Here is a 14498-nt window from a genome sequence, read left to right as displayed (position 1 = left end):
CCTGGGGCTCCTTCGGCTGGAGGCGGCCCACCGTCGCGGTGTGAGTGCCGTCACGGTGTCGAACGCTCGGCAGCCTAAGATCGCGTGCGATGCGTGTCCAAGGTCGATTTGGTATCGAGTGATACCTTCCGCGCATCGCTGCCCGGCGGCGCGGGGGAGTGCCGCGCCGGCTTCCACGCTGGATGCGCCGATGCAGTCCGGGTATTGATCGATGTTGATTTGGTGTTGGACCGGAATCGGTACGCCGACTTAAAGTCCTGGTCACTGCGGAGCACTGGCCCTGGTCGGGCCGGTCACGATCAAGCGCATCCGGTTCGACGAACCCGCCCGCGCGCAGCCGAGTCCACAGTGGACGTCGATGGAGGGGGAACCCGTGACCGCGACCGAATCAGCCGTCCTGGACCGGATCGACCGCGTCGAGATCACCTCGGTGACGCTGCCGCTGCCCACCGCGATCAGCGACGCCAAGGTGCTGACCGGGCGGCAGAAGCCGATGACCGAGGTGGCCGTGCTGTTCGCCGAGATCACCACGGCCAGCGGGCTGGTGGGCATCGGCTTCAGCTACTCGAAGCGCGCCGGTGGCCCCGGTCAGTACGCCCACGCCCGCGAGATCGCCCCGGTGCTGATCGGCGAAGACCCCAGCGACATCGCCAAGATCTGGGACAAGCTCGTCTGGGCCGGTGCCTCGGTCGGCCGCAGCGGGTTGTCGGTGCAGGCGATCGCGGCCTTCGACGTCGCGCTGTGGGACCTCAAGGCCAAGCGCGCGGGCCTGCCGCTGGCGAAGCTCCTGGGCGCGCACCGGGACTCGGTGCGCTGCTACAACACCTCCGGCGGATTCCTGCACGCGCCGATCGAGGAGGTCGTGGACCGGGCGGCGGAGTCGGTGGCCAGCGGCATCGGCGGCATCAAGATCAAGGTCGGTCATCCGGACAACGCCGTCGACCTGGCCCGGGTGACCGCGGTCCGCGAGGAGATCGGCGACGGTGCGGCGCTGATGGTCGACGCCAACCAGCAGTGGGACCGCCCCACCGCGCGACGCATGTGCCGAGCCCTGGATCCGCTGAACCTGGTGTGGATCGAAGAACCCCTGGACGCCTACGACTTCGAGGGCCACGCCGTGCTCGCGTCGAACTTCGACACCTCGATCGCAACGGGTGAAATGCTGACCAGCGCGGCCGAGCACCGCGAGCTGATCCGGGCGGGCGGCGCCGACGTCGTCCAGCCCGACGCCCCGCGGGTCGGCGGCATCACCCAGTTCCTGAAGGTGATGGCGCTGGCCGACGACCGGAACCTCCAGCTGGCCCCGCACTTCGCGATGGAGATCCACATCCACCTCGCGGCGGCCTACGCCAGGGAACCGTGGGTGGAGCACTTCGAATGGCTCGACCCCCTGTTCAACGAACACCTCCGGATCGAGGACGGCCGGATGCACCTCTCCTCGCGCCCAGGCCTCGGAGTGACGATCAGCGACCAAGCCCGGTCCTGGACGGTCGCGCAACACGAAGTCCACGGCTGACCCGGCGAGGGCGGCTCTTCCAGCGGGCCCGGCGGGTTCGAAGGCGCGGGCGCGGGTCACCCTTTAAGGCCTTATGCCGACTTCGGAGGCGTGGTTTTCCGCGCTCTTCTTCGGGTGACTTGTAGCGTCGCGGCCGTGCGGTTCAGGAAAGCGTTCCTAGGGTTGTTGGGTGTCTTCGGGCTCGTGGCGGCGGCTTGCGGTGTCCCGGAACCGGACCACCAGGTGCACGCCGACGTGTCCGCGCCCACGGCGGTTCCGGCGCCTCCGCAGACCGACTTGCTGGCGGGGATGCCACCCCCGCTCGACGCCGGTGACGTCTACGCGGCGACCCGCCCCGGCCAGCTGTCGGAAGCCATGGACGGGGTGCGCAACCTGGTGTACGTGCCCAACAGCCTGGACGACACCGTGTCGGTGATCGACCCGAACACCTTCAAGGTCGTCGACACGTTCCCAGGAGGAAACGAGCCGCAGCACGTCGTTCCGTCCTACGACCTGAAGACGCTCTACGTCGCCGCCGACGAAGTGCCGGGCGGGACGCTCACCCCGGTCGATCCGAAGACCGGCAAGCCCGGTGTCCCGCTGCAGGTCCAGGACCCGTACAACCTGTACTTCACCCCGGACGGCAGCTCGGCCATCGTCGTCGCGGAGTACTACAAGCGCCTGGACTTCTACGATCCGCACACCTGGCAGCGGCAAGGGCAGGTGTCCGTGCCCGACTGCGCCGGGGTCAACCACATGGACTTCACCGCCGACGGCAAACTCGCGCTGGTGACGTGCGAGTTCGCCAACAGGATGATCGTGCTCGACGTCGCCGGGCGCCGGCAGGTGCGCACCTTCCAGCTCGACCAAGTGCACGACGGGATGCCGCAGGACAGCCGGCTGGCGCCGGACGGCAGCACGTTCTACGTGGCCGACATGATGGCCGGGGGCGTGTACCTGTTCGACGGCGCGGCGAGCCGGCAGATCGGTTTCGTGCCCACCGGCAAGGGCGCGCACGGGATCTACTTCTCCCGCGATTCGCGGCGCGTGTTCGTCGCCAACCGGGGAGAGGGCAGCGTGTCGGTCCTGGACAGCACCACCCACCAGCCGATCGGCAAGTGGCAGGTCCCCGGCGGCGGAAGCCCGGACATGGGCGGGGTTTCCGCCGACGGCAAGCAGCTGTGGCTGTCCGGCCGGTACCACAACGAGGTCTACGTGTTCGACACCGACACCGGTCACCTGCTGGCGCGGATCCGGGTCGGCGCCGGCCCGCACGGGCTGACCTACATGCCGCAGCCAGGCCGGTATTCCCTCGGGCACACCGGCAACCTCCGCTGACGACCACCGGCGGCGGCTGCGCGATACCTCCCGTCACACGTCGTAGTAGAGCTCGAACTCGTACGGATTCGGGCGCAGCCGCAGCGGGTCGATCTCGTGCTCCCGCTTGAAGGCGAGCCAGGTCTCGATCACGTCCGAGGTGAAGACATCGCCGCGCAGCAGGAAGTCGTGGTCGGCTTCGAGGCTGTTCAGCACGGCGTCCAGCGACGACGGGACTTGCACCACCGCGCCGGCTTCCTCGGGCGGCAGCTCGTAGAGGTCCTTGTCGATGGGCTCCGGCGGCTCGATCTTGTTCGCGATGCCGTCCAGCCCGGCCAGCATCATCGCCGCGAAGGCGAGGTAGGGGTTTCCGGAGGAGTCCGGGCAGCGGAACTCGATCCGCTTGGCCGCCGGGTTGGCGCCCGTGACCGGGATGCGGATGCAGGCCGAGCGGTTGCGCTGGGAGTAGACGAGGTTCACCGGCGCCTCGAACCCCGGCACCATTCGGTGGTAGGAGTTCACCGTCGGATTGGTGAACCCCAGCAGGCTCGGCGCGTGGTGCAGGACGCCGCCGATGTAGTGCCGGGCGAGATCGGAGAGCCCGGCGTAACCGGCCTCGTCGTGGAACAGCGGCCGGCCGCCCTTCCACAACGACTGGTGGGTGTGCATGCCGGATCCGTTGTCGCCGAACAGCGGTTTGGGCATGAACGTGGCCGTCTTGCCGTGCTGCCACGCGGTGTTCTTCACGACGTACTTGTAGAGCTGGAGGTCGTCGGCGGCGTGCAGCAGCGTGTTGAACCTGTAGTTGATCTCGGCCTGGCCCGCGGTGCCGACCTCGTGGTGGGCCTTCTCCACGGTGAAACCCGCATCGATCAGGTTCAGCACGATCTCGTCGCGCAGGTCCGCCAGGTGGTCGGTGGGCGGGACCGGGAAGTACCCCGCCTTGTACTTGATCTTGTAGCCCTGGTTGCCGCCCTCCTCCGCCCGGCCGGTGTTCCACCAGCCCTCGACGGCGTCGATCTCGTGGAACGAAGCGTGCTCCGCGGTGGAGAACCGCACCGAGTCGAAGAGGTAGAACTCGGCTTCCGGGCCGAAGTAGGCCAGGTCGGCGATGCCGGTTTCGGCAAGGTACTGCTCGGCCTTGCGCGCGATGTTGCGCGGGTCGCGGCTGTAGGGCTGCAAGGTGAACGGGTCGTGCACGAAGAAGTTGAGGCTCAACGTCTTCTCGGTGCGGAACGGATCCACCCGCGCGGTGTAGGGATCGGGCAGCAGCAGCATGTCCGACTCGTGGATCGACTGGAAGCCGCGCACCGACGACCCGTCGAAGGCGATGCCCTCGTCGAAGATCTCCGCGGCGAACGACTTCGCGGGCACGGCGAAGTGCTGCATGATGCCGGGAAGATCGCAGAACCGGACATCGACGAACTTCACGTCCTCGTCGGAGATGAACCGCAGGACGTCGTCCGGACTGGTGAACATGGCTACCTCCCACATCTCCTCGGGCGAGGGGCTCGAAGTGCGTTGGTCGTTCCGGGACTCGAATGCGCAGCCGATCACCTCTTCCTCCGGGCTCAGGAAGCGAGCACGTGGCGCAGGAACTGCCCGGTGTAGCTGGTCTCCGCCTCGGCGACCGCTTCGGGGGTGCCCGTGACGACCACCCGGCCGCCCGCCGACCCTGCATCCGGCCCCAGGTCGACGATCCAGTCGGCGGTCTTGACGACCTCGAGGTTGTGCTCGATGACGATGACCGTGTTGCCCGCTTCTACCAGGCGTTGCAGCACGTCGAGCAGCTTGTGCACGTCGTCGAAGTGCAGCCCGGTCGTCGGTTCGTCGAGGATGTACACGGTGCCCGCGTTGGACCGTCGCGTGAGCTCCGTCGCCAGCTTCACCCGCTGCGCCTCGCCGCCGGACAGCGTCGGTGCCGGCTGCCCCAGCCGCACGTACCCGAGGCCGACGTCCACCAACGTGCGCAGCCGGCGAGCGATCCCCGGCAACGGCCCGAAGAACTCCAACGCCTGTTCGATGGGCATGTCCAGGACCTCGGTGATCGTCTTCGCCTTGTACCGCACGTCCAGGGTTTCGCGGTTGTAGCGGGCCCCGCCGCACTGCTCGCACGGCACGTACACGTCGGGCAGGAACTGCATCTCGATGCGGATGGTGCCCGCCCCGGCGCAGGCTTCGCAGCGTCCGCCCGGCACGTTGAAGGAGAAGCGCCCGGGCTGGTAGCCGCGGACCTTGGCGGTGGTGGTGGCGGCGAACAGCTTGCGGATGGGATCGAACGCCCCCGTGTAGGTGGCCGGGTTGGACCGCGGGGTGCGACCGATGGGGGACTGGTCGACGTGGACGACCTTGGCGATGTGGTGGACGCCGGTGATGCCGCGGTGCTTGCCCGGCACCGCGTGGGCACCGTGCAGCTGCCTGGCCAGCCCGTTGTAGAGGATGTCGTTGACCAGGGTCGACTTCCCCGAGCCGGAAACCCCGGTCACGGCGATCATGCAACCCAGGGGGAAGGACACGTCGATGCCGCGGAGGTTGTGCTCGCGCGCCGCCTGGACCACCAGCGCCCGCGACAGATCAGCTGGCCGTCGCACGGCCGGTACCGGGATCGAGCGGCGGCCGGTCAGGTACGCAGCGGTCAACGACTTCTGGTTGGCCAGCAAGGTGTCCAGCGGACCGCTGTGCACGATGGACCCGCCGTGCTCGCCCGCGCCCGGACCGATGTCCACGACCCAGTCCGCAGCGCGGATGGTGTCCTCGTCGTGCTCGACGACGATCAGCGTGTTGCCGAGATCGCGCAGCCGGGTCAGCGTTGCGATCAACCGGTGGTTGTCCCGCGGGTGCAGGCCGATCGACGGCTCGTCCAGCACGTAGAGGACGCCGGCGAGACCGGAGCCGATCTGCGTGGCCAAGCGGATCCGCTGGGCTTCCCCGCCGGCGAGCGTGCCCGCGGCCCGGTCCAGCGACAGGTAGTCCAGCCCGACGTCGAGCAGGAAGCTCAGGCGCGCCTGGATTTCCGCGAGCACCCGGCCGACGATCGAGCGTTCGCGGCGGCCGAGCACCAGACCGCGCAGGAACTCGGCGCAACCGGCCACCGACAGGGCGGACACCTCGGCGATCGAGCGCTTCCCGAGCTGCCGGTGTTCCAGGGTGACGGCGAGGACTTCCGGCCGCAGGCGGGTTCCCTCGCATTCCGGGCACGGCACCTCCCGCAAGTACCCCTCGTACCGCTGGCGCACGTACTCCGACTCGGTCTGCTCCAGGCGGCGCTCCAGGAACGGGATCACCCCCTCGAAGCTGGCGTAGTACGACCGCTGCCGGCCGTAGCGGTTGCGGTAGTGCACGTGGATCTGCTCGTCGCAGCCGTGCAGCACCGCCTTCTGGACCTTCGCGGGCAGCCGCCGCCACGGCGTGTCCATCGAGAAACCCCGGGCATCGGCCAAGGAGTGCAGCAGGCGCTGGAAGTACTCCTCGCTCTGGCCGCCCTGCCACGGTGCGATGGCGCCTTCCGCCAGCGACAGGTCCGGGTTCGCGACGACCAGGTCCGGGTCGACCTCGCGGCGCACCCCGATCCCGGTGCACACCGGGCACGCGCCGTAGGGCGAGTTGAAGGAGAAGGACCGCGGCTCGAAGTCCTGCACGTCGATGGGGTGCCCGCGGGGACACGCGAGGTTCTGCGAGAACGACCACTGCCGGTCCGGTGAGCGCGGCGGCTGGTCGACGAACTCCAGCGTCACGAGGCCGTCCGCCAACCCCAGCGCCGTCTCCACCGACTCCGTGAGCCGCTGCTTCGCGCCCGGCTTCACCGTGAGCCGGTCGACGACCACCTCGACGGAGTGCTTCTCCTGCTTCCGCAACTTCGGCACCTCGTCGAGGTGGTGCACCTGGCCGTCCACCGACACCCGCGAATACCCCTGCGACCGCAGGCGCGTGAACAGATCGGCGTACTCGCCCTTGCGCCCGCGCACCACCGGGGCCAGCACCTGGAAGCGGGTGCGCTCTGGCAGGCCCAGCACCTGGTCGACGACCTGCTGCGGGGTCTGCCTGCTGATCCGCTCGCCGCAGACCGGGCAGTGCGGCACCCCGGCGCGGGCGTACAGCAGCCGCAGGTAGTCGTAGACCTCGGTGACCGTGCCCACCGTCGAACGCGGGTTGTGGCTCGCGGCCTTCTGATCGATCGACACCGCGGGCGACAAGCCCTCGATGACCTCCACGTCCGGCTTGTCCATCTGCCCCAGGAACTGGCGCGCGTACGCCGACAGGGACTCCACGTACCGGCGCTGGCCCTCCGCGAAGATCGTGTCGAACGCCAGCGACGACTTCCCGGAACCGGACAGACCGGTGAACACGATCAAGCTGTCGCGGGGCAGGTCGACGCCCACGCCGCGCAAGTTGTGCTCACGCGCGCCACGAACAACCAGCCGGTCAGCCACGCCTCAAGACCAACCCACGTCAGGACAACGCAATCAGTCTGGCACAGGGCTTCGAACTCGCCCACCGCAGCGGCCTCGCCGGTGGCGTCCCAGCACACGCCGAGCGCCACATCAGCCACGCTGTGGACGGTGCAGCAGCGAATTGCAGTTGCCCGCGATGCGCATGGTGCCGGTGGAGCCGCTAAGGCGCCGGTGCGGTGGCAGCACGACCTCGCGGATCCGCCGGCCCGCCGGTCACTGGGTCACCGCCCAGCCGCCGTCCACCGGCAGCAGGACGCCGTTGATGTAGGAGGCGAGCGGGCAGAGCAGGAACAGCGCGGACCACGCGATGTCGTCCGCGGTCGCCATCCGCTTCATCGGGTTCTTCTCCAGCGACCGCTGCCCGACCTCGCTCCGCGCGAAGCCCTGGAGTCGCGGGGTGTCGGTCATGCCCGGGGCGACCGCGTTGCTGCGCACCTCGGTGTTCCGGTAGGTGGCGAGGTGCCTGGTGTAGCCGGCGATCCCCGCCTTGGCGGCGCAGTACCAGGGCGAATCCGTGCCCATGAGGTTTCCGGCGACGGAAGCGATGTTCACCAGCGCGGCTCCCTCGGGAACCCCGGCGGAGAGCCAGGTTTCGGTCATCGACCGGACGCTGCCGACTGCGATCCGGACGCCGTCGTCGAAGTCGAGGTCCCCGGCGGAGGACGGCCCGGCGTTGTTGACGAGGTAGCGGATCTCGCCGAGGCGGCGGCTCTCGGCGAAGCCCCGCTCGACGTCGGCGGGTGCGGAGACGTCAGCGGTGACCGCGAGGGCCTTGCCGCCGGTCCTGGTGATCCGGTCGACGGTGGCGGCGATGGCGCTCCCGTCGAGGTCCCAGGCGGCGACGGCGAGCTCCAGCTCCGCGGCGCGGAGGGCGATGGCCGCGCCGATCCCGCTCCCGGCGCCGCTGACCAGCAGGACGTCGCCGGGGGGTGAAACCGAGGCTGATGGTGGGCTGGGCAGTGTTCGGCACGGGTGCTCCTCGAAGGGTGGTCGGTGGTCGGACGCCGCAGGCGCCGTCCACATCGAGTTCCTGCGGTCAGGTCGGCGGCCTCAGCAGTTGGGTGGTGCCGGTGGGGAAGACGGCCGCCGCGGCGTGGTCGCCATGCTTGCGGTGCAGCCAGTTCGAGGTGTCCTGCCACGTGTTGAACAGGGTCAGCTCGGCCCGTTGTTCGGGGCGCAGATCGTTGGCGCTCACGCCGGGGCTGAAGATCACGAGGTCGAAGTCCCCGCTGGGGGTGGGCGCGAGGTGGCCGAGCGGCATGCCCGGGCCGAACAGGGAGTGGAAGCCCATGCCTTCGGTGGCCGCCGTGGCGATCACCACGGTCCCTCCCGGAAGTACCGGGGATCGTCCGGCGCCGGTGGGGGCGGACAGGGCGGTGGAGTACTGCAGGAACTCGTTGTCCTTGGGGTAGCTGGCGAACACGGCGACGTCGACCTCGCCCGGGTCCGGTGTGGCGTAGACCTGGCGGGCGATGTCCACCCCGGCGCGGTGCGCTGCCACCAGGTCTCCGGTGACCAGGCCCGCGATGCCGCGGTTGGTGGTGGGGATCGCGTTGACGATGAAGTCCACCCCGGCCATGCGGCCGGCTTCCTCGGCGTCGCGGCGGGCAGTCGTCTCGGTCATGCCCAGCCGCTCACCGCGTTTCGGCACACCGGTGTGGAACGCCTGGGCGGATTCGATGGCCGCCACCGCGGGCAGCACGAGCTTCGCGCCGCCGGAGAAGCCGGTGACCGGGTGCGGCACGATCGAACCGACCAGGATCTTCAGGTCGGCGTCGAGGAAATCGGTGTTGAGGCGCACCGGGGTGCCGCGGGTGGTGGTGCCGATCTCGCGGCACCCGGTCCAGGAGAAGTGGTTGCGCACCCGGCAGCGGGACAGCACCTCCTCGCCGACCTTCTTCAGCAGGTCGGCGCGCATCAGCGGCCGGTGGTTGGCTGCGCCGATCAGCACCGTGACCTCTTCGGCGGCGATGCCGGCGGCGGCCAACTCGTCGAGCACGGCCGGTATCAGGCGCGCTCCGGGCGTCGGCCGCGACAGGTCGTCGATCACGACGCACGGCGCGGTGCGACCCGCAGCGATCTCGTGGAGTCGCGGTGCGCCGAAGGGTTCGGCGAATGCCGCCGCGATCCCTCGGGCACCGATGTCGGTTGCGTCCTGGGGGGAGCAGGTGCGCACTGCCCAGCCCGTGGGGAAATCCAGCACCAGGTCGCAGTCGTCGAACCAGGCCTGCCAGCGGACGGACGCCCTAGGCATGGCTCGCCGCTTGCTCGGCGAGCACGTTCGCGCGGACCTTCGCGCGAACGACCTGCCCGGTGGCGCTGGTGCGCGGGATCTCCGCGGCAGCGGCGATGACGCGCGGATGCTTGTAGCTCGCGAGTCCGGGCAGTTGGGCGCGCAGCGAAGCGACGGTGGGCATCGGCTGGCCGTCCTCCGGGACGATGGCGGCGCACACCACTTCGCCCCAGGTCGAGTCGGGCAGGCCGACCACCGCGACGTCCCGGACTCCCGGCAGCCCGCGGATCGCCGTCTCCACCTCGGCAGGCGAGATCGTCTCCCCGCCGGAACGGATGACTTCCCGCTTTCGCCCGGTCAGGTACAGGAAACCCCGCTCGTCGAGCCGACCGAGGTCGCCGGTCCGGTACCAGCCGTCGTGGACCGGTTGGTCCGCCAGCCGCAGGTAGCCGTTCATCAGGGTCGGGCCGCGGAACAGGACCTCGCCGTCCTCGGCGATCCGGATCTGCCCGGCGCCGAACGGGGTTCCGACGCTGCCGGGGTGGCCGGCCAGTTCGTGGTGCGCCAGCGAGGTCATCCGGCCGGCTTCGCTGGCGCCGTAGAGGATCCGGGTGCGAGCTCGCGGGATCCGCGCTGCCAGCCGTTCCAGCAGCTCTTCGGCGACCAGCGAGGTCCCGGTGTCGGCATTGCGCAGCGAGCTGAGATCGGCGGGTTCGGCGAGCACGCGTTCCCAGACCGCCGGGATGGCGTACATCGCGGTCGGGCGGTGCCGCTGGATGGCGTCGATCAGGTGTGCCGCGTCGGCCTTCGGCACCAGGTGAACGGCGGTGCGGTTCAGCCATGCTTCCAGCACGTAGTGCCAGCCGCCGTAGTGGAAGAGCGGGAAGCTGCTCAGCATTCCGCGCATCGGCGGGTCCGCCGGGCCCGGTGCGGAGCGCAGCCAGCTGGCGCGGTGGCTGACCAGCACGCCCTTGGGGGTGCCGGTGCTGCCGCTGGTCAGGTACAGGATGTGCGGGTCGTCCTCGGTGAGATCCGGTGTCACCGGCGCTGCCGGGGAAGCCGACCGGATCAGCGAGTCCAGGCCGTCGACGCCGACTGCCCGCACCCCCGAGCCCGGCTCCAGCCGCTCGTCGTCGCAGACCAGCAGCCGGGGATCGAGGTAGTCCAGCACGGGCCGCGCTTCACCGGGCCCGAGCTGCGGTGACAGCGGTGCGAACACCGCGCCGATGCGGGCGCAGGCGAGCATCCCGGTGAGGTTGTGCAGTGCCGCGCCGGACCACCACGCGAGCACGTCGCCGCGCCGGACCCCGAGGCCGCGCAGCGCGTTGGCGGCGCGGTTGGCCTGTTCGTCCAGTGCTGCGAAGGAAATCTGGTCCGCGCCGAGGGTGGCTGCGGTGGCTTGAGGTGTCGCGCGGGCCGCATCGCGGATCGCGTCGCCGATCAACAGGGGCATTGCGCCTCCTCGAGGTCGAACCGTTGACCCGGACCGGACTTTAGATTAAAAATCAAAAACCAAGCAAGCGCTTCCTCTGGAGGTGGTGCAGTGGAGTTCGAGGTACTGCTCATGGGCATCGGCGGGCAGGGCATCCAGCTGATCGGCAAGACCCTGGCACTGGCCGCGACCCGGGAGGGCAGGCACGCGATGCTCGCTGCGGAGTACGGCGGGGAGATGCGCGGCGGTCCGTCGCAGTCGACCGTCGTGATCGGTGATGCACCGCTGCGCGCGCTGCCGATCTTGCCGTCCGCGGCGTCGGCGATCGTGGCCAACCACAAGTTCAGCGGCGCGGTGCCGGAACGCTTGCGCCCGGGCGGGTTGCTGCTGCTCAACTCGTCCATTGTGGATCCGGAAACCGCAGGCGACCAGCACCGGGTGGTGCCGGTCGCGGCGACCGCGCTGGCCGTCGAGCTGGGGGCGCCGCAGGCTGCCGGGTTCGTGCTGCTCGGAGCGTTCAACAACGTGACCGGGCTGGTTTCGCAGGAAGCGCTGGTGGCGGCGATGACCGAGCTGCTGCCGCCGTACCGCCGGGAGCACGCCGGATCCAATGCGACCGCGCTGGCCGCGGGCGCCGAAGCCGTGAGCTCAACAACAACCCGAGCACCGGCATGGCGACCAGGTACAAGCCGATGACGGCCAGGTCTAGCCATCGCATGCTGCCTCCTACGCGGTGTCGCCGGGCTGCACGCGCAGCCGGCTCGGCTGGTGGACGGCCGGGGCAGGCAGCCGCAGCGGTCCAGCTCCTGGGGTGATGCTGCCCAGCAACCGGGGTCCGGCGGCACCTGTGGTGCCCGGCGTGTTGCCGTACGTGCCGTGCCAGGTGAGGAATCCGAGCAGCGCGGTCAGCAGTGCTTCCTTGCCGTCGGAGGGTAGCCCCAGCTCGTCGCTGACCAGCACCGGAGCGTCGAGCAGGCGGCGCAGGGCGGCGAGCAGGACCGGATTGTGCACGCCGCCGCCGGAGGCGACGACGCGGACTGCTCCTTCCGCGCGGCAGGCGTCGGCGACGGTGCGCGCGGTCAGTTCGGTGAGCGTGGCGAGCAGGTCGGCGCCGTCGACCTCGGTGCCGATCCGCGCCAGCGCCCGGTCGAGGTGCTCGGCGTTGAACCGCTCCTTGCCGGTCGACTTCGGCGGGGCCAGTCGGTAGTACTCGTCGGCGAGCAGGACGTCCAGCAGATCGGTTCGCACGGTGCCGCTCGCCGCGATCGCGCCATCGGTGTCCTGCGGTCTTCCGGTGATCCGGGCGGCGGCGAGGTCGATCAGCGCGTTGCCCGGACCGGTGTCGTAGGCCAGCGGGCGCTCGCCGCCGACGACGGTGATGTTGGCGATGCCGCCGATGTTCAGCGCCACGCCGGGACCCGGTTCGTCGGCCAGCCACAGCGCGTCCAGCACACCGGCCAGCGGTGCGCCGTGCCCGCCTGCGGCCACGTCGCGGGCGCGCAGGTCCGACACCACGGGCAGCCCGGTGGCCTCGGCGATCCACGCGGGCTGGCCGATCTGCAGCGTGCCGCGCGCTTTGCCGTCCTCGACCCAGTGGTAGAGCGTCTGGCCCAGCGAGGCGACGAGGTGCGCGCGGCCGTCCGCGAGCTCCAGCCCGGCCTTCGCCGCGGCGGCGAAGTGCTGCCCGACGAGGGTGTCCAGGCGGCACAGCTCGGCGGCGCTGCACTCCCCGGGCGGGAGCGCGGCCAGCAGGTCCCGGTGCAGGTCCGGGGGATAGGCGACGGTGGTGCTGCCGAGCGGCCTGAGGTCCAGGACGTCGCCGTCCAGGCGCAGCTCCGCCGCGGCCACGTCGACACCGTCCATCGACGTTCCGGAGATCAGCCCGAGCACTCGCCACCACTGCACATATGTGGTGTATTGCACAGCCGCCGGGAAATGCAAGCATCGGCGGCGCATTGTTGGTTATTTCCTCACCGCCGCGGGGAGCGGTTCGGGGCGCGTGCCAGCACCCGAATCAGCAGGTGGGAGGATGGGCGGGTGACCACCTCTACCGTGATTTTGATCATCGTCGCCGTGGTGCTGGTGCTGGCGATCGCCGTGATCGCCGGTGTGGTGCTGAACCGTCGGCGCCGGATCAGCCTGGGCGAACGGGAAGACAGCGCCGGGCCGACCGAGGCCGTCAAGGGCGGCGGCTACCGCGCGGACGGCGGCATCAGCCTGTCCAGCGGCGGCGCCACCACGGCTGCCCCGCCGGAGCACCCGGCGGGCGAGCGCACCGAGGTGGAGGGCCAGCCCGGAGTCGGCGACGACGCGGCGGTGCCGCGCGACACCGTCCGCCGCGACATCGTCGACGTCCAGCTCCCGGACGCGACCGACACTGCGGTGACCGACACGACGGTGACCGAGGAGCCGTCGGCCCCGGCGGAGCCCGAGACCCCGGCGCAGCCGGAAGCCCCGGCGGAGACCGCGCCGGCCGAACCCGAGGTGCCGGTCCAGGAGCGCGTCGAGCCGACGCCCGAGCCGACCCCGGCGGAGCCGGAAGCGGCCGAGGAGATCGAGGAGATCGAGCCGACGGCCGGTCGCCTGGAGAAGCTGCGCGGCCGCCTGTCCCGGTCCCGGTCGACCTTCGGCCAGGGCCTGCTGGGCCTGCTCGGCGCGGGTGACCTCGACGAGGACTCCTGGGAGGAGATCGAGGACACCCTGCTGATGGCCGATCTGGGTGCGGCCACCACCACCGAGATCACCGAGCGCCTCCGCACCGAGATCGCCTCGCGCGGCATCCGCACCCCCGACGACGCCCGCGCCCTGCTGCGCGAGGTCCTCGTCGACGCCCTCGGCCCGGACATGGAGCGCGCGGTCAAGGCGCTGCCGCACGGCGACCCGTCCGACGGCGGCAAGCCCGCCGTGGTGCTGGTGGTCGGCGTCAACGGCACCGGCAAGACCACGACGACCGGCAAGCTGGCCCGGGTCCTGGTCGCCGACGGCCGGACCGTCCTGCTCGGCGCGGCCGACACGTTCCGCGCCGCAGCGGTCGAGCAGCTGGCCACCTGGGGCCACCGGGTGGGCGCCGAGGTCGTGCGCGGCAAGGAAGGCGCGGACCCGGCGAGCGTGGCGTTCGAGGCGGTCAGCCGCGGTTCGGACACCGCGGTGGACGCGGTCCTCGTCGACACCGCCGGCCGCCTGCACACCAAGACCGGCCTGATGGACGAGCTCGGCAAGGTCAAGCGGGTCGTGGAGAAGAAGGCCCAGGTCGACGAGGTCCTGCTGGTCCTGGACGCCACGACCGGCCAGAACGGCCTGACCCAGGCCCGGGTGTTCTCCGAGGTCGTGGACGTGAGCGGCATCGTCCTGACCAAGCTCGACGGCACGGCCAAGGGCGGCATCGTCTTCCAGGTCCAGCGAGAGCTGGGAGTCCCGGTGAAGCTGGTCGGCCTCGGCGAAGGCCCGGACGACCTCGCCCCCTTCCAACCAGGCCCCTTCGTGGACGCCCTCCTCGACTGAGCCAACGCAGAACGACCCCCGCGCCGACCGGTGCGGGGGTCGTTGCTGTCCGGACAGGGGCTGCTCCGT

At 70.5% G+C, this 14498-nt stretch carries 11 protein-coding genes; 4 read left to right on the top strand and 7 right to left on the bottom strand.

Annotation, left to right across the window (positions count from 1 at the left end; all coding sequences use genetic code 11):
- The first annotated feature begins 373 nt into the window (after positions 1–373).
- Together ABTZ89_RS00135 and ABTZ89_RS00130 are read left to right on the top strand one after the other, a co-directional pair.
- Positions 374–1516, top strand: coding sequence for an L-talarate/galactarate dehydratase (locus ABTZ89_RS00135; protein ID WP_351038414.1), 1143 nt, complete (start codon positions 374–376; stop codon positions 1514–1516).
- A gap of 135 nt (positions 1517–1651) precedes the next feature.
- Positions 1652–2833, top strand: coding sequence for a YVTN family beta-propeller repeat protein (locus ABTZ89_RS00130; RefSeq protein ID WP_351038412.1), 1182 nt, complete (start codon positions 1652–1654; stop codon positions 2831–2833).
- A gap of 33 nt (positions 2834–2866) precedes the next feature.
- On the opposite strand, the gene glnA is transcribed toward ABTZ89_RS00130, so the two are convergent.
- The 6 genes from glnA to ABTZ89_RS00100 all read right to left on the bottom strand — a co-directional run bounded on the left by glnA (position 2867) and on the right by ABTZ89_RS00100 (position 10949).
- Complete coding sequence (gene glnA, locus ABTZ89_RS00125; RefSeq protein WP_351038410.1) at positions 2867–4291, bottom strand: type I glutamate--ammonia ligase; 1425 nt, start codon at positions 4289–4291, stop codon at positions 2867–2869.
- Positions 4292–4383: 92 nt separating this feature from the next.
- Positions 4384–7242: an excinuclease ABC subunit UvrA gene (uvrA, locus tag ABTZ89_RS00120; RefSeq protein WP_351038408.1), complete on the bottom strand. Its 2859-nt coding sequence runs from the start codon at positions 7240–7242 to the stop codon at positions 4384–4386.
- The gene (locus tag ABTZ89_RS00115) at positions 7161–7361 is read right to left on the bottom strand and encodes a hypothetical protein (RefSeq protein WP_270948196.1); all 201 of its coding nucleotides are present in this window, start codon (positions 7359–7361) and stop codon (positions 7161–7163) included. Before ABTZ89_RS00115 ends, uvrA begins: the two co-directional genes overlap by 82 nt.
- A gap of 115 nt (positions 7362–7476) precedes the next feature.
- Positions 7477–8286: an SDR family NAD(P)-dependent oxidoreductase gene (locus ABTZ89_RS00110; protein WP_351038406.1), complete on the bottom strand. Its 810-nt coding sequence runs from the start codon at positions 8284–8286 to the stop codon at positions 7477–7479.
- A gap of 13 nt (positions 8287–8299) precedes the next feature.
- Positions 8300–9517, bottom strand: coding sequence for a lactate racemase domain-containing protein (locus ABTZ89_RS00105; RefSeq protein ID WP_351038404.1), 1218 nt, complete (start codon positions 9515–9517; stop codon positions 8300–8302).
- Positions 9510–10949 (bottom strand): class I adenylate-forming enzyme family protein, encoded by a 1440-nt coding sequence (locus tag ABTZ89_RS00100; RefSeq protein ID WP_351038402.1) that lies wholly within the window; start codon positions 10947–10949, stop codon positions 9510–9512. Before ABTZ89_RS00100 ends, ABTZ89_RS00105 begins: the two co-directional genes overlap by 8 nt.
- 90 nt (positions 10950–11039) lie before the next feature.
- Between ABTZ89_RS00100 and ABTZ89_RS00095 the strand changes: the two genes are divergently transcribed.
- Complete coding sequence (locus tag ABTZ89_RS00095; RefSeq protein WP_351038400.1) at positions 11040–11624, top strand: 2-oxoacid:ferredoxin oxidoreductase subunit gamma family protein; 585 nt, start codon at positions 11040–11042, stop codon at positions 11622–11624.
- A gap of 30 nt (positions 11625–11654) precedes the next feature.
- Here the strand turns inward: ABTZ89_RS00095 and ABTZ89_RS00090 are convergent, their stop codons facing one another.
- Positions 11655–12791 (bottom strand): anhydro-N-acetylmuramic acid kinase, encoded by a 1137-nt coding sequence (locus ABTZ89_RS00090; RefSeq protein ID WP_351038528.1) that lies wholly within the window; start codon positions 12789–12791, stop codon positions 11655–11657.
- 174 nt (positions 12792–12965) lie between these two features.
- On the opposite strand from ABTZ89_RS00090, the gene ftsY reads away from it, so the two are divergent.
- Positions 12966–14429, top strand: coding sequence for a signal recognition particle-docking protein FtsY (ftsY, locus tag ABTZ89_RS00085; protein ID WP_351038398.1), 1464 nt, complete (start codon positions 12966–12968; stop codon positions 14427–14429).
- Positions 14430–14498 lie beyond the last annotated feature (69 nt).

Origin of the sequence: Saccharopolyspora sp. NPDC002686 (assembly GCF_040295745.1) — a bacterium.
GTDB classification, from domain to species: Bacteria; Actinomycetota; Actinomycetes; order Mycobacteriales; family Pseudonocardiaceae; genus Saccharopolyspora; species Saccharopolyspora oryzae.
Note: the sequence above shows the minus strand (reverse complement) of the source record. Positions and strands in the feature narration are given on the sequence as shown.